Source organism: Desulfosarcina alkanivorans (assembly GCF_009688945.1).
Lineage (GTDB): Bacteria > Desulfobacterota > Desulfobacteria > Desulfobacterales > Desulfosarcinaceae > Desulfosarcina > Desulfosarcina alkanivorans.
Map to the genome: position 1 here is coordinate 7143082 of NZ_AP021874.1, position 15243 is coordinate 7158324.

General features: G+C 56.7%; 12 protein-coding genes. All 12 read right to left on the reverse strand.

The annotated features are described in order from the left end of the window. Positions 1–47 precede the first annotated feature (47 nt). Positions 48–875, reverse strand: a complete 828-nt coding sequence (locus tag DSCA_RS31065; RefSeq protein WP_155320112.1) for a universal stress protein — start codon at positions 873–875, stop codon at positions 48–50. Positions 876–934: 59 nt separating this feature from the next. Beyond that, a complete protein-coding gene (locus DSCA_RS31070; RefSeq protein WP_155320113.1) occupies positions 935–2665 on the reverse strand; it encodes a chloride channel protein in 1731 nt (576 codons plus the stop codon). Between the two features lie 126 nt (positions 2666–2791). Beyond that, positions 2792–3466 (reverse strand): PTS sugar transporter subunit IIA, encoded by a 675-nt coding sequence (locus tag DSCA_RS31075; protein ID WP_167528037.1) that lies wholly within the window; start codon positions 3464–3466, stop codon positions 2792–2794. 93 nt (positions 3467–3559) lie between these two features. Then, on the reverse strand, positions 3560–4675 hold the full coding sequence (locus DSCA_RS31080) for a mechanosensitive ion channel family protein (protein WP_155320115.1): 1116 nt from the start codon (positions 4673–4675) through the stop codon (positions 3560–3562). 213 nt (positions 4676–4888) lie between these two features. Next, positions 4889–5458, reverse strand: a complete 570-nt coding sequence (locus tag DSCA_RS31085) for a response regulator (protein WP_155320116.1) — start codon at positions 5456–5458, stop codon at positions 4889–4891. Positions 5459–5523: 65 nt separating this feature from the next. Then, positions 5524–6351 (reverse strand): CheR family methyltransferase, encoded by an 828-nt coding sequence (locus tag DSCA_RS31090; protein WP_155320117.1) that lies wholly within the window; start codon positions 6349–6351, stop codon positions 5524–5526. Between the two features lie 48 nt (positions 6352–6399). Continuing rightward, a complete protein-coding gene (locus DSCA_RS31095; RefSeq protein WP_155320118.1) occupies positions 6400–7506 on the reverse strand; it encodes a protein-glutamate methylesterase/protein-glutamine glutaminase in 1107 nt (368 codons plus the stop codon). Between the two features lie 72 nt (positions 7507–7578). Further along, the gene (locus tag DSCA_RS31100) at positions 7579–8037 is read right to left on the reverse strand and encodes a chemotaxis protein CheW (protein WP_155320119.1); all 459 of its coding nucleotides are present in this window, start codon (positions 8035–8037) and stop codon (positions 7579–7581) included. Between the two features lie 94 nt (positions 8038–8131). Further along, on the reverse strand, positions 8132–11377 hold the full coding sequence (locus DSCA_RS31105) for a hybrid sensor histidine kinase/response regulator (protein ID WP_155320120.1): 3246 nt from the start codon (positions 11375–11377) through the stop codon (positions 8132–8134). 428 nt (positions 11378–11805) lie between these two features. Next, positions 11806–12570: a succinate dehydrogenase/fumarate reductase iron-sulfur subunit gene (locus DSCA_RS31110; protein ID WP_155320121.1), complete on the reverse strand. Its 765-nt coding sequence runs from the start codon at positions 12568–12570 to the stop codon at positions 11806–11808. Continuing rightward, complete coding sequence (locus DSCA_RS31115; protein ID WP_155320122.1) at positions 12567–14480, reverse strand: fumarate reductase/succinate dehydrogenase flavoprotein subunit; 1914 nt, start codon at positions 14478–14480, stop codon at positions 12567–12569. Before DSCA_RS31115 ends, DSCA_RS31110 begins: the two co-directional genes overlap by 4 nt. Positions 14481–14569: 89 nt before the next feature. Next, complete coding sequence (locus tag DSCA_RS31120; RefSeq protein ID WP_231716326.1) at positions 14570–15214, reverse strand: succinate dehydrogenase cytochrome b subunit; 645 nt, start codon at positions 15212–15214, stop codon at positions 14570–14572. Positions 15215–15243 lie beyond the last annotated feature (29 nt).

Consider the following 15243-nt stretch of genomic DNA (forward strand, 5'->3'; position numbering starts at 1 on the left):
CCCGGCGGGGTTTTTATATCGGGTGCGCTCACCAGAAGGGCCGGCTGTCAGCCGGCCACCGTATACTTCGGGCCGGCGATGAGCAGGTTGTTGGAGATGGTGGATTGGATTTTTTCCATCATGCTGCCGAACATGATGTCCCTGATAATGCCATGGCCGTAGGCGCCCAGAACGACAAGGGCGTCGTGGGGAACCTCGTAAAGGTTGTCTTCGAAGCGGCCTTTGTCGAAAAAGACCCATTCGCGGAGCACCTTTTCCAGTTGTTTTTCCATGCCCTCGTCCCGGACAATCGCCCTGTATTCAGAGGCCTTGGTTTTACCGGCCTGGGTGAAAATGTCCAGGGGCATCCCGGTTCTCTTTGCGGTCCTGATTCCCAGCCGAAGCGCGTTGACGGCGTTGGCCGAGCCGCCGAAAAAGACGGCCACGCGATTCCAGGGCTTGTATACCGGACTGGTAATGAGTACCGGGAACCGGGCCGCCTGGATGATGCGGCGGACCCGCGGGCCGATGTACCCCAGGCCGATTTTTGACGAGAGGTCGCTGATGCTTCGCGGACAACACATGAATTCAAAATTGGTGGGAATGTCGGGAAGGGTGGAGGCGGTGTAGTTTTTAGGAGAAAACCGTTCCGGCTTGATCTTTGCCGCATTCAGCAGTTGCTCTGCGTGCGCCACAGCCGTTTCCGGATCGTTGAGGTAGGAGGGGTCCAGATCCACCTGGACCACGTCGTTTTCGAAGTACATGAGAAATTTGGTGGATTCGGGGATGTATACGGTCGGCAGGACGCCCATTTGCTTGCAGAAAAAGATGGACTGCAGCAGGGTTTCCCTGCCCAACGGCGTATTCCTGAAGATGTGCAACAGTTTTTGTGCCATTCTCGCTTCTCCTGTTTCCGTTCATTTTTCCGGGTCGGTAGCGGTCTTTGTCTCTGCATTCAGAAACGGCCGGTCTGAACCATCAATTCTTTTCTGTACTGGTCAAGCAGGGTGGCTTTGGAGATCATGCCTAAAAAACGGTTGTCCGATACCACCGGCATGCTGAAAATATGGCCGGTATCCATTTGCTGGAGGACTTCTGACAGGTCATCGTGCAGGGATACCGTTTTCACGCTGGTGTTCATCAGCTGGCCGGTCAGCACTGCATTGTGCATGGCCGGGTCGAAAAGGTAGGGGCGGATGTCATCCAGGTGAATCATGCCCACAAATTGCCGGCTCTGCCGATCCTCGACCGGAAAGTAGTTGCGGTGGGAGGATTTGACAATGTCGATGAACTCCGCCAGGCGCATGTCGGGGTGGACGCATATGCAGTCGGTTTCCAGCAGTTCCTGAATGCTCAGGTCCGTCAGGACGCGGGCGTCGGTTCCCGGCCGCAGGAGTTGCCCCTGCTCCACCAGATCTTTCAGGTAAAAAGAGGCCGGCTCCAGATAATGGCAGAGCGTGGTGGAAATGGCCGATACGACGATCAGCGGGAGAATCACCTCATAGCCGCCGGTAATCTCGATGACCAGGAAAATACCCGTCAGCGGAGCCTGCAGGATGCCGCTGATGAGGCCGGCCATGCCCAGCAGCGCAAAGCAGCCCTCGTTGACCCAGATGACCGACGACCATACCGTGGTCATGAACCGGTGAAAACTCAGCCCTACGAAGGCCCCGATGACCAGGCAGGGGGCAAAAATTCCCCCGGAACCGCCCCACCCTAAAGTGAGCGACGTCGCCAGTATCTTGACCAGGGCGATCACTGCCACCAGCATCAGGCCGCCCGGGAATCCCCCCTCGATGGCCGTTCGGATGGCATGGTAGCCCTCGCCGAGAATATACGGGAGATAATAGCCGATGGCGCCGACCATGGTCCCGCCGACAGCGGCCCGGGCCCACAGGGGCAGGGTAACCTCCCTGGAAACGTGATGCATGGACCGCACCGCCCGGGTCAGCAGGATCGAGGCCACCGCGCATAAAATCGCCAGTCCCACGCAGGCCAGGATGTCCTGGAAATGGATGTTGAACTCCCGGTGGGCAAAAGCGATCTGGTTTCCCTTGAGCAGGCGGCTGACCTCGGTTCCTGCCACGGCGGCGATGGCGATGGGGATGATGTTCATGGTGCTCCATTCACCGAGAATGACTTCGATGGCGAACACCATGCCCGAAATGGGGGCATTGAAAATGGCGGCAATGGCGCCTGCCGCTCCGCATCCAACCAGCGCCACCCGCTGGCGGTCATTGAGGGAAAACGCCTGGGCGATGTTCGATCCGATCGCTGCGCCACTCATGACCACCGGGGCCTCAGGACCGGCAGAGCCCCCGCTTCCGATGGTCAGGCAACTTGAGATCAGCCGGGAAAAACTGGAACGAAGGCGCAGCAGCCCGCCGTATCGGGAGACGGCGTATATCACTTCGGGAACACCGTGGCCGGCACCTTCGTTGACGATTTTTTCCAGGAACAGAGACGACAGGGCCGCACCGATGGCCGGCAAAAAGATGGCCCACCAGTACGCCCGATAGTGGTGCAGCCATGTCAGCATGGCTTCCAGGCCGCGGTTCAAAAAGAGGGCCGCCAGGCCACTGCAGATGCCGACAATAATGGCAAAGACGATCAGCAGCAGCCGGTCATCGGACCTGAACAGCGACCAACTGCCGGGGTATTTCAGTTTTTTAAACAATTGTATCATCGGATGCTGCTGATTTCTGTTCCCGGTCTGACAACGGGGTTCCCCGGACGCCGGTCAGCAGGTTGCGTCCTGCCGGTGCGGGGGTGTTTTCTTTCCAGGATCGTGGTCGGGGCGAAGTCATGGTCGTCAGAGGGCATCCAACTGTTTTTCAAACCCGGCCACCCGTGAATACAACGCCGACGCATCGGGCTGCGTCTTCAGATAGGCGACAAATGCAGCGTCCCGGATGCAATAGGAAAGTCTGGACAGCAGGTGCAGGTGATGCTTGACTGTCGGGCTGATCAGCAGAAAGAAAACGAACACCGGCCGGTCGTCAATGGCGTTGAACGTAATCGGTTTTTCCAGGAAACAGGTGGTGATGGCCGGTGCTTCGGGCGGTTCGGAGAGCGGATCCCGGGGGTGTGGGATGGCGATGCCGTTGCCAATGCCGGTGGATGCCAGACGTTCACGTTCGATCAGTTTTTCGTAAAGTTCTTCCTGAATGTCAGTGGTGAGATAGTCGATGGAATCGACGGCCGATCTCAATGCCGCGGCCGCCTCCATTCCGGCGACGCCATGAAACACCTTTCCCCGCTTCATTGCCGAGGCCAGTGAATCAAGCGTTTCCGGGGCGGTAACGCGGGGGACAGCCGCTCTATTGCCCAGGGAGAACGAAAGCTTGTGCGTGGTGGCCCATTTCTGTAGCGCTGTCTCTGAAAAGTAGACATGGGTACCGCTGCGCTGAATGGGAATCCGTCCCTGCCGGATCCATCGTTTCACCGTAGACACCGGCAGCGCAAGTGCGTCGGCCACTGTTTGCATGGGTAGTTTCATTCCGTTTCGACCAAACCATTGCCTTAATTTTATAAAACGCTAAAAATACGCTGATATGATGCAATAATCAAGAGGAGGGTGCTATTTTTTCCCCTGGGGAAGGGAATCGCCGGCGCCACGGTCCACGATGGTGACGTCCCGCCTGGGAAAGGGAATCTCTATGCCGTGTTCGTCAAACAGGTTTTTTACCGTGTCGGTGATAAAATCTATCGTATCCATGCGCCTGCGGGCATTTTTGATCCATACCCTGGCTTGCAGGTCAACCGACGATTCTCCAAAATTGCGCACCACCACTTTTGGCGGCGGTTCGGAAAGAATCCAGTCGGCCGAAGCCGCCGCCTGGAGGATCAGGGACTTGGCCATGGCTAAGTCGGAATCGTAGGCGATGCCGATATTGATGCGTACCCGGATGGATGAATAGATGGCGGTGTAGTTGACGATGTCCCGGGTCATGATTTCGTTGTTGGGGATGATGACCACGATATTGTCCGTGGTCTTGATGCGGGTGGCCCGCAGTCCGATATCGATGACATCTCCCCATGAGGCGCTGCCGGCCGGTGCGCTCCACACCTCGATGCGATCGCCGATTTCAAAAGGCCGGTCGATGATGAGCAGAATGCCGGCGATGAGATTGGAGAGGGTGTCTTTGGCGGCAAACCCCACGGCGACCCCCATGACACCGGCGCCGGCGATAAAGGGCATTACATTGACGCCCAGCACGTCCAGGGCGATGACCGCTGCCGTGGCGTACACGATGGCCCCGGAGAACTTGTTTAGCAGATCGATAACGATGTTGTCTATTGCGGTTTCCGTGCGTGCGGCCAGATTGCGTTCCAAAAGTTCCAGGAAAATGAGAAGATAGGCCTTGACCGGCGTGGCCGCGATGATGATGAAAACAGCGTGGAACATCCGTTCGATCACAACCAGATGAAACAGCCGGATCCAGATGACCCCAACCAGCCAAAGCAGCAGCAGACCGACCGTTTTTCGCAGAACCGCAAACAATTCCCTGCGAAATTGAATCAGCTTGAAATGGACCGCTTTTTTTTCAAGGGTGGTCAGGATGCGTTTGACGATAAGCCAGAGGAAAAAGGCGGCAAGCAGGACCGCCAGGGCTTTTGCCAGACTGTTCGCCAGGGACGCCTCGGCAGTGAAAAAAGAGATGGATCGATCGAGATAGTTGGCGATGGTGTCCATGGATAACCTCTGGAAGATGGCGTCCCGTCATTGCGTGATGGGTTCTCGTACCATTTTTCACACCGGTTGTTAATGGAAAAGGCACCTGACGATCCAATTGGATTGGATGCCGCTGTCTGCACGGACCCTTGGACAGGTTCTTCCTGAGTCCGTTTGCGGATATCGTGAAAAGACCGGGTCAATCGGGCTTGCGGGAATAGGAGAACGGGGGGGCTACGGTTCGACCAGATGGTCCAGCGCCAGGCGGATGCGGGCCTCCGCATCCCGGCTTTGATCGCGCAGGATATCCCTGGCTGCCGTCAGTTGCCCGTTCAACTCGGCCACCATGATTTCAAGATCCTGTATGGTCTCGGCGGATGTCTTTTCGGTAACATCCATGGCTTCACGCAGGTCGCTGGCATTTTTAATTATCATTTTCAGGTTGCGGATTTTATCCAGCCGCAGGAACAGTTCGTCGAAATTGATGGGTTTCTGCAGATAATCGACGGCCCCTTTTTTCATGGCTTCGATGGCGTTGTCCACCGAGGCGTGGGCGGTGATCAGGACCACTTCCGTCTTGATGTTGATTCGTTTGGCTTCTTCGAGAACGCCGATGCCGTCCACACCCCCCGGCATCATCAGGTCGGTGAGCACCACATCATAATATTGCCGGCTCAATTTTTCCATGGCAACCAGACCGTCTTCGGCAATGTCCACGGCGTAATCCTCGTTGATCAACCGCTTGTTTAAAAGGGTCCGGGTGACCGGATCGTCATCGACTACAAGAATTTTGAGGCTCGTCATTTCTCATTCTCCCTGGTGAGGCCGGATGGGCCCATCACCTGAAACACGCATCCTGGGGCCTTCGATCATTTCAACTGATAGTAGACTGACCGCAAGTGACGTTTGGGAACAAAGCGTGGACAGATTCCGGTCAGTGATTCGGTGGACCCGATGAGCAGATACCCGTCAGGTTCCAATACGTCCGCAATTTTGTCGAATAATTTTTTCCGATCCTGAAGGGTGAAGTAAATCGCCACATTCCTGCAGAAAATGATATCAAACTTACCCAGTCCCACGAACGGTTGCATCAGGTTCATACGGCGGAAAGTGACCATGGCACGTATTTCGTCTTTGATTTTCCAGTTGCCCCCCGCCGGGGTAAAATAGCGCTGCAGTTTTTCTCTGGGAAGGCCCCGTTCAATTTCAAATTTGTTATACGTACCGGCGCTGGCCTGGGCAACGGCCGCATCGGACAGATCCGTGCCCATGAGCGTAATTTTATGGGGGCAATGGTTGCCCAGGAGTTCTTTAATGACAATGGCGATACTGTACAACTCCTGGCCCGTGGAGCAGGCACTGCTCCAGATTCTCAGGTTGGCGGGGCCCTTGCCGGAACGGGTATCGATAAGATCCGGCATGATTTTATGCTTTAACAGATCAAATGGACTGTTATCCCGGAAAAAAAGGGTCTCGTTGGTGGTAATGGCATCGATGATCCTTTTTTCCAGGATCTTGCGCGAGTCTGACTTGGCTTTGTGATAAAAATCGCCGAAAGAACTGCAGCCCTCCTGCTCCAGCAGTTTTCCAAACCGGGTCTCCAACAGATAGGCTTTGGACGCATCAATGCTGATGCCGGTTACACTATAGATGTAATTGGAGAAAATTTTAATTTCTTCCGGTCTGATTTTTACCATGTTCTTTCCTGACGCAATGGCAGGGCCATCGGACTCGACGTTGGAACCTTATCCCAAACGGACGGTTCTGGCTATCATGTCGGCAATCTGGTCGAGGGGGAGAACCGCATCGGCCAATCCGCTTTCTGCCGCCACTTTGGGCATGCCGAAGACGACACATGTGGCTTCGTCCTGGGCGATGATCGTTGCGCCGTTCTGTTTCATCAGTTTCAGTCCCTGGGTGCCGTCCGATCCCATGCCGGTCATGATCACGCCGGTGGCCCTTCCAACATAGTGGTGGGCCACCGACCGGAAAAGATAGTCCACACTGGGCTTGCAGCTGTTTTCAGGCGGGTCGTCGGTGATCTTGATGACGCGGTTCCTCCCGTCTGCACCGGCTATGATTTTCATCTGCTTCCCGCCGGGGGCGATCAGTGCCGTATTGGGCACCAACGGTTCTCCCTGCCTGGCCTCCCTCACTGCAATGCTGCATTTGGCCGCCAGACTGCTGGCCAGCGATCGGGTAAACATCGGTGGCATGTGCTGGACGATCAGAATGGGGATGCCGATATCCTTGGGGATCATGGGCAGCATTTTTGCCAATGCATTGGGCCCGCCGGTGGAGATGCCGATGACGGCGATTTCCGCTTTCGACCGTTTCAGGGTGGCGGGAAAAGGGCGCGGCGCAGTGGCTGTTCGTTTGAGATGCGATGCGGTTTTGCCCGCACGTGCTGCGGGATTCAATTTTTTGTGGATCCGGGCCCTTCTCTGGAAGGCTCGAATCATGGGGGTAATGGCGGATTCGATTTTTTTCCGGTTCTCCGCCATGGTGCCGGATTGGGGCTTCGGAATGAAGTCGAAGGCACCCAGTTCCAACGCTTTCATGGTCATGGCCCCGCCCTCGTGGGTCAGGGTGCTGAGCATGATGGCGCCGATATGCGGGGCGTGCTGTTGAAGATGATCCAGCACTTCGATGCCGTTCATTTCCGGCATCTCGATATCGAGCGTAAGCAGATCAGGCTTCAGGGAGGCCAGCTTGGTGACCGCCGCCTTTCCGTTGTGGGCGCTGCCCACCACCTCCACATCCGGAAGCGTGGAAATCGCATCGCTGACGATTTTACGGTACAGCACGGTGTCATCCACCACCATGACCCGAAGTGGTTGGTGGTGCTTCATTTTCGTGACATCCTACAGCTAAAAATGAAGTTGGGTAATGGGGTGATGTCCGGCGCGATGCCGAAGGACGCTCTAAATGTCATTGTCCAGCACTTTCTCCACATCCAGAATGCCGATAAGGCGCTCTTTGGTTTTGAACACGCCCTTGAAAAATTTTCCCTGGACCCCGCCGATGTTGGCCGGCGGCGGCTCAACCTTGTCCAATTCCGCTTCCACCACATCGCTGATGCGGGTAACGAGCAGGCCGATATACTCGTCTTTGGCATTGACGATGATGTTTCGGCTCATGTCGCTTAATTCGGTCTCTCCCAGATTGAGCTTTTTGCCGAGATCGATGATGGTAACGATCTGACCCCGTAAATTCAGGATGCCCATTACATAGTCCGGCGCCTGGGGAACGGTGGTCATGTCCATCAGCTTGTTGATTTCCTGTACATTGAGGATGTCCATGCCGCAAAGGGCTTCTCCCACATAAAACGTGGCCATCTCAACGAATTGACTTGTCATTTTTTTCCCTTCCGGTTTTTCCATCACACATCTCCTTGTCCCATCATCGGTCGCGATGGCTGCGGGCGAGTCTCAGACACCGGCAACCCCCGGGCAGGGTCGGTTCTGTTCCGACTGCCTACATGTTCGTTAAAAACCCATAGATACTGCGGACCAGCTTCTCCCGGTCAAGCTTGATCTGGTAGTCGCTGATTCCCACCAGGCGTCCTTTCTCGATGTCTTCTTCACCGGCAAGGGTGGTCAGAGCGATGACGGGAAGGTGGGAGAAGACGTTGCTGGATTTGATGCGCCGGGTCAATTCGAATCCGTTCATGTTCGGCATCTCGATATCGGTCACCACCAGCGAGATGTCATCGGCGTGCTGCTGCAGCAGATCCCAGGCAATGGCCCCGTCTTCCGCTTCGATGACCTCGTACCCTTCGTCTTCCATATAGCTTTTTACCTGGTTGCGGAAAAAATTCGAATCTTCGGCAAACAGGATCTTGGCTGCCTCGCCGTTGCCATTGGTCGCCGCCTCCACGGTTTCAAACCATTCCGGGTTAAGGGTCTGGACGATTTCGTATACATCCACCATCAAGGTCGTGTGGTCATTGATGATGGCCGATCCCATGATGCCGGCCTGTTTCAACGTCTGGCCGTCCACGTCCAGCGACACTTCAACGGCATCCACCGGACCGATGGCCAGCAGCCCGGTCTCCTTGCCGGAGATGATAAAAACGATAACCAGCAGGTCCTCGACGTCGGCCAGGGGCTGCACCATGGCCACTTCGTCAACCGAGAACAATGGCAGGCTGCCGCCGCGGTAGCGAATGACGCGTTTGCCACCCACGGATTCGATGTCGGTGGCTTTGATTTTTTCTATACGTTCAACCATGTTCAGCGGTGCGGCGAACTGTTCATTTTCGGCGCTCCGAAAAACCAGCAGGGATTGACGGTCTTTCTGTTCACGGATGGTTTGCAGATTCTCCCTGGCCACTTCGGCCGACCGCGAAGAGCCTTCGATGGATGTCAGACCGGCCATCTGGGCCAGGTTGGCCACATCCAGAATGAGTGCGACCCGACCGTCGCCCATGATGGTGGCGCCGGCGTACCCCTTGCACCTTTTAAGGTCCCGGCCCAGCGGTTTAACGACAATTTCTTCAGAATCGTGCAGTTCATCCACCACCAGACCGTATTTCATCGCGCCGGTGGACACGACCACGATATTCAGTGCGCTGGCCGCATGGTAGCGTCGGTCTTCCGACTTTCGTTCATCGGTGTCCCGGTGGCCGTCTTCGCCGCGGGTACCCGCATCGCTGTCCGGCCCTCCGTCGGCAAGCAAGGGGCTCTCCTTGGATCGCCTGTCTGCCAGTGACTTCCGCCGGTCCAGTTGTTTTTTGCCGCTTTTCTGGTCGATATAAACGGAATCCGTGTCGATCACCTCAGCCAGTTTGATCAGCGGCAGCAGGTTGCCTCGCAGGCGGACCACTTCCGCATCGCCAACCCGTTCGATCCGGTCCTTCACCTGGTTTGCGGGGATGCGCAGCAGCTCTTCCAGGTTGACCTGGGGAATGGCATACCGTTCGTTGCCGGTCATGACAATCTGACAGGGGATGATGGCGAGGGTGAGGGGCAGTTTGATTCGGATGGTCGACCCTTTTCCCAGTTCAGAGTCGATATCGATGATCCCGCCGAGTCTGTCCAGGTTGGTTTTGACCACATCCATGCCCACCCCGCGACCGGACACGTCGGTGATTTTTTCGGCGGTGGAAAAGCCGGGCAGAAAGATGAGATTGGTCCTTTCCTTGTCGGACATGACTTTGGCCTGGTCCTCGCTGATCAGCCCTTTTTCCATGGCCTTCCGGGCCAGCACCTGGCCGTCCAGCCCTTTGCCGTCATCGGAAATCTCGATATTCACCTGGCCGGCTTCGTGGTAGGCCTTAAGGATGATCTGTCCCACCGGGTTCTTCCCGGCGCCCTTGCGTGCTTCAGGCAGTTCGATGCCGTGATCGACCGCATTGCGCACCAAGTGGGTCAGCGGGTCGCCGATGGCCTCGATGATGGTCTTGTCCAGCTCGACGTCCTTGCCCTCCAGGTGCAGTTCCACTTGCTTGCCCAGGGTCTGGGAGAGGTCGCGGACCACCCTCGGGAATTTATTGAACACATTGCCGATGGACTGCATCCGGGTCAGCATGATCGCTTCCTGCAACTCGGATGTGATCAGGTCAATGCGCTGGCCGGCGATCTCTGATCCGCGGTGATCTTCCGAACTCATGGATTGAAGCAGTTGGTTGCGGCTGAGCACCAACTCTCCCGCCAATGTCATCAACTGGTCCAGCAGGCTCACGTGAACGCGCAGACTGGTTTCCGTTTCTGTTTTTTTGCCGGTCGTTTTCTGCTGCGTGCGCGGGGGGGTTTCCCCAGAGGGCTTCGGGGGGGCAGGGTCGATCGGTTCCGTTTCGAGGACGGGTGCCGGACCCGGCTGGCCGGCGACCGCCTCTTCAGGAGACCCTGCCGACGGGACCGGTTCCGTTGGTTTCGCCCCGAGACAGTTAACCGTCATATCGGCCAATACCTGATGGATCTGTTGATCCGGGATTTCAAACAGGACGTTGATATCCTCGGGTTTTAAGATGGTGGCAAACAATACGATGAACGGATCCGGGGCCTGCCCCTTTTTCAGTTTCATGGACCGGACCTTGTCGGGGTCCATGCTGCAGGAGATCAGGGTTCCCGTCTGTTCCATCTCCTCGATGGTGGTGTTGATCTTTTTCCCTTTTTCGACCACATCGGCCGACAGGTCGATCTGCACCAGGTATATAAATTTGCCCTCACCGATCAAGCCTTCCACCACGGCATGGTCCGCTTCGATGGCCATGCTGCCATCGGCGGCGGCGATGGCGATCATGGTGCCGGCGCTGTCCGGTTTATCTTCGAAAATCGGCGTTGCCTGCTCATTTTCCTGGGGCTGCGGGGGCGCCGGCGCGTCCGGTAATGGCCTGCCCTCGGCGATCGCCTGAAGATCGCTGATATGCTTGGAAATGTCCACATCGTTGCTCGTAAACACGTCATTCATCAATGCTTTGAGGGTGTCGGAGGCCATAAGCAGCACATTGACGATTTCAGGCGTTGGAACCATTTCCCGGCTTCTGATTTTTCCGAGGATGTTTTCCATTTCGTGGGTGAGATCCTTGATGGTGCTCAACCCCATGAATCCGGCGCCTCCCTTGATCGAGTGGGCGGCCCGGTAAACTTTGTTGACGAGATCTTCATCGATGTCCGCTCCGGCTTCCTCGATGGCCAGCAGATCGGCTTCAATATCCGCCAGGTGCTCGATAGATTCTTCCAGATACATCTGTAAAGTTTCGTCGTCCTGAATCGTCATGGTGTGCTCCTTTTACTGAAAAATGATCGCGACCTATCCGATCGGTCAGCCTGTTGTTCCAGCGAACGATTTATTGACAGATAACCGGTGCCCGGCTGATGGGGCCACGGGCTTGAAAGCGATGTTGAGACGGGGGCCCCAGCGATGAATAAGCTTTCAAATTCCGGTGCTTTTCGTTCCGGTGAAACCACCGGGCAGATTCTATGAACCTATATCCGTCGGGCTGTGAAAAACTTTAGTTGTTTTTGAGATATTCGAAATAATGGAGAAAAAGCGATGCCGGGGCATTGCCATGGAGGGTTTGAGCCGGCCGGACAAGGCGGTGCTGACTGTGTCGGGGAAAGGAAACGTCTGTGGGGAACGGCGGCTGCCGGAAGCCGTCCCCCACAGATGTATTGGCGGGGGTAATGATCCCTATCCCAGCAAGGCTACATGGATGAGGAGAAGATCCCTGCTTTCAGATATTCACGGTTGAGCCGGGCAATGTTGGTGATCGAGATCTCTTTGGGGCATTCAGCCTCGCATTCCCTTTCATTGGTGCAGTTTCCGAAGCCCAGTTCATCCATGGCCCGCACCATGCTCAGGGCCCGTTTGGCCGCTTCCGGCCTGCCCTGGGGCAGCAGCGCCAGTTGAGAAATCTTGGCGCTGGTGAACAGCATGGCCGAGGCGTTGGGGCACGACGCCACGCATGCGCCGCAGCCGATGCACTGGGCGGCATCCATGGCCAGGTCCGCCACGTTCTGGGAAACCAGAATGGCGTTGGCATCCTGGGCGCCGCCGGTGTTCACCGACACATATCCGCCGGCCTGGATGATTTTGTCCAGGGCGCTGCGATCGACGGCCAGATCCTTGATCACCTTGAAGGCCATGGCCCGGAAAGGCTCGATGGCGATGGTGTCGCCGTTGTTAAAATGGCGCATGTGAAGCTGGCAGAGGGTGGTTCCCTTTTCGGCACCGTGGGCACGGCCGTTGACCACGCATCCGCACATGCCGCAGATCCCTTCCCGGCAGTCATGATCAAAGGCGATGGGTTCCTTGTCGTCGATTGTCAACTGGTCGTTTACCACATCCAGCATCTCCAGAAAGGACATGTCGGTGGATATGTTTTCGGCATGATAGGTATCGAACCGTCCCTTATCTCTGGGGCCGTTCTGGCGCCACACTTTCAGTGTCAAATTAATCGTCTTTGTCACTTGTAGCTCCTTTGCGTAAGTTTGACGTTTTCAAATACCAGGGGCTCTTTGTGCAACTCGGGATCCCGGCCGTCCCCCGTATGTTCCCATGCCGCCGCATGACAGAAATTATCATCATCCCTGAGGGCTTCGTGCTCCTCGGTTTCAAATTTTTCGTTGAAGTGGCCGCCGCAAGACTCCTGGCGGGCCAGTGCGTCAACCACCATCAGTTCCCCGAATTCTAGGAAATCGGCCACACGTCCGGCACGCTCCAGGCTCTGGTTGAAGTCGGCCGCCGTTCCGGGCACGCGCACATTTTCCCAGAATTCGGCGCGCAATTCCTGGATCATCCCGCGGGCCATTTCAAGGCCTTCGTTGTTTCTGGCCATGCCGCAATATTCCCACATGATGCGGCCCAGGGTCTTGTGGAAGTCGTCTACCGTACGTTTGCCGTTGATGGACAGCAGGCGATCGATGCGCCCGGTAACCTGTTTTTCCGATTCGTCGAAGGCCTTGTGACCGGCGGTGACCTCCGCCTTGGCGGTGCCGGCCAGGTAGCCGCCGATGGTGTAAGGCAGGACGAAGTAGCCGTCGGCCAGGCCCTGCATGAGTGCGCTGGCGCCGAGGCGGTTGGCCCCGTGGTCGGAAAAGTTGGCCTCCCCGAGGACGAAGAGCCCGGGGACGGTGCTCATCAGGTTGTAGTCCACCCACAGGCCGCCCATGGTGTAGTGGATGGCCGGATAGATCATCATGGGGGTCTGGTAAGGGTCTTCCGCCGTTATTTTTTCGTACATCTGAAAAAGATTGCCGTATTTTTTTTCGATGACGTCCTTGCCGTCGCGATTGATGGCGTCGGCGAAATCGAGATAGACGGCCTGCCCGGTTTCGCCCACGCCCTTGCCCATGTCGCATTGTTCCTTGGCATTGCGTGAGGCGACATCCCGGGGCACCAGGTTGCCGAAACTGGGGTATTTGTTTTCCAGGTAGTAATCGCGCTCCGACTCGGGAATCTGGTCAGGTCGACGGGTGTCACCCGGTTTTTTCGGTACCCACACCCGACCGTCGTTGCGCAGGCTTTCACTCATCAGGGTCAGCTTGCTCTGGAACGTGCCGTGCACCGGAATGCAGGTGGGGTGGATCTGGGTGAAGCAGGGATTGGCGAAAAAGGCACCTTTCTTATAGGCCCGGTATGCCGCGGTCACATTGGAGGCCATGGCGTTGGTGGAAAGGAAAAACACATTGCCATACCCGCCGGTGCACAAGACGACGGCGTCGGCGGCATGGCGCTCCACCTGTCCGTTGATCATGTTGCGAACGACGATGCCCTTGGCGTGGCCGTCAACCAGGACCACATCCAGCATTTCGCGCCGGGGAAACATTTCCACCTTTCCGGCACTCACCTGGCGCATCAGGGCGCTGTAAGCACCCAGCAGGAGCTGCTGGCCGGTCTGGCCCCTGGCATAGAAGGTCCGGGAGACCTGGGCCCCGCCAAAGGAGCGGTTGTCCAGAAGGCCGCCGTAATCCCGGGCAAAGGGGATGCCCTGCGCCACGCACTGGTCGATGATGTCGTTGCTGACCTGCGCCAGTCGATAGACGTTGGCTTCCCTGGCCCGGAAGTCACCGCCTTTGACCGTGTCGTAGAACAGCCGCCAGATACTGTCGCCGTCATTGGGATAGTTCTTGGCCGCGTTGATGCCGCCCTGGGCCGCGATGCTGTGGGCTCTTCGCGGACTGTCCTGGATGCAGAAGGTCTTGACGTTGTAGCCCAGCTCGGCCAGGGTGGCCGAGGCCGAACCGCCGGCCAGGCCCGTGCCGACGACGATGACATTGAATTTCCGTTTGTTGGCCGGATTGACCAGTTTGAGTTCAAAACGGTGGCGATCCCATTTTTCGGAGATCGGTCCTCCGGGTATCTTCGCATCAAGTGCCATGGTATTTCCTTTCTGGACAGGTGGGGTTGGTCAACCCCGTTGTGTTTTTTAAATGAAGCCGAAGCCAGGGCGTTGAATGAGTCGGCCCATCAGGCCAGCAGGAAAATATATATGGGCAGAAACCCGAATCCGACACCCACCACCACCGCAAAGGCGGTACCGGCCGTATGGATCAGGGGCATGTACTTGGGATGATTGGCACCAAGGGTTTGAAAGGCGCTCCAGAACCCGTGGCTGACATGGATGGCGGCGACGACCATGGCCAGGATGTAAACCACCACATAACCGGTATTGGAAAAGGCGTCGGAGACGATGTTGAAAATCGTTGTGTTGGTTTTGTCCACAAAATGGAAATTAATCAGGTGGAAAATGATGAAGGCCAGCAAAAGTGCCCCTGTGTAAGGCATGGTGGCGGATCCCAGCGTTCGGCCGCCGGCGGTTTTATTTACCGCATAGCGCACCGGGCGGGCTTTCAGGTTGGCCAGGAAAAGGATCAGGCCGGTAATCACGTGAACCAGGAAGAAGGTCAGCAGCACCAGTTCGGCCACCGTCAGCAGGGGGCCCAGGGCATGAAGGTGCTCGGCATAGCCGTTGAACGCATCCTTGCCCGCGTAAATGGTCAGGTTGCCTGCCAGGTGGGCTGCCAGGAACCCGCAAAAGCTAAACCCCGTGATGGCCATCATCAATTTTTTACCGATAGATGACCCCAGCATGCCGGAAATCCAGTTCATCATCGCCTCCCGTTTGTAGTGGTTGCCAAAAT

Coding starts and splice junctions, on each gene's coding strand:
- DSCA_RS31065 (WP_155320112.1), bottom strand. CDS start 875: ATGGCACAAAAACTGTTGCACATCTTCAGGAATACGCCGTTGGGCAGG.
- DSCA_RS31070 (WP_155320113.1), bottom strand. CDS start 2,665: ATGATACAATTGTTTAAAAAACTGAAATACCCCGGCAGTTGGTCGCTG.
- DSCA_RS31075 (WP_167528037.1), bottom strand. CDS start 3,466: ATGCAAACAGTGGCCGACGCACTTGCGCTGCCGGTGTCTACGGTGAAA.
- DSCA_RS31080 (WP_155320115.1), bottom strand. CDS start 4,675: ATGGACACCATCGCCAACTATCTCGATCGATCCATCTCTTTTTTCACT.
- DSCA_RS31085 (WP_155320116.1), bottom strand. CDS start 5,458: ATGACGAGCCTCAAAATTCTTGTAGTCGATGACGATCCGGTCACCCGG.
- DSCA_RS31090 (WP_155320117.1), bottom strand. CDS start 6,351: ATGGTAAAAATCAGACCGGAAGAAATTAAAATTTTCTCCAATTACATC.
- DSCA_RS31095 (WP_155320118.1), bottom strand. CDS start 7,506: ATGAAGCACCACCAACCACTTCGGGTCATGGTGGTGGATGACACCGTG.
- DSCA_RS31100 (WP_155320119.1), bottom strand. CDS start 8,037: ATGGAAAAACCGGAAGGGAAAAAAATGACAAGTCAATTCGTTGAGATG.
- DSCA_RS31105 (WP_155320120.1), bottom strand. CDS start 11,377: ATGACGATTCAGGACGACGAAACTTTACAGATGTATCTGGAAGAATCT.
- DSCA_RS31115 (WP_155320122.1), bottom strand. CDS start 14,480: ATGGCACTTGATGCGAAGATACCCGGAGGACCGATCTCCGAAAAATGG.
- DSCA_RS31120 (WP_231716326.1), bottom strand. CDS start 15,214: ATGATGAACTGGATTTCCGGCATGCTGGGGTCATCTATCGGTAAAAAA.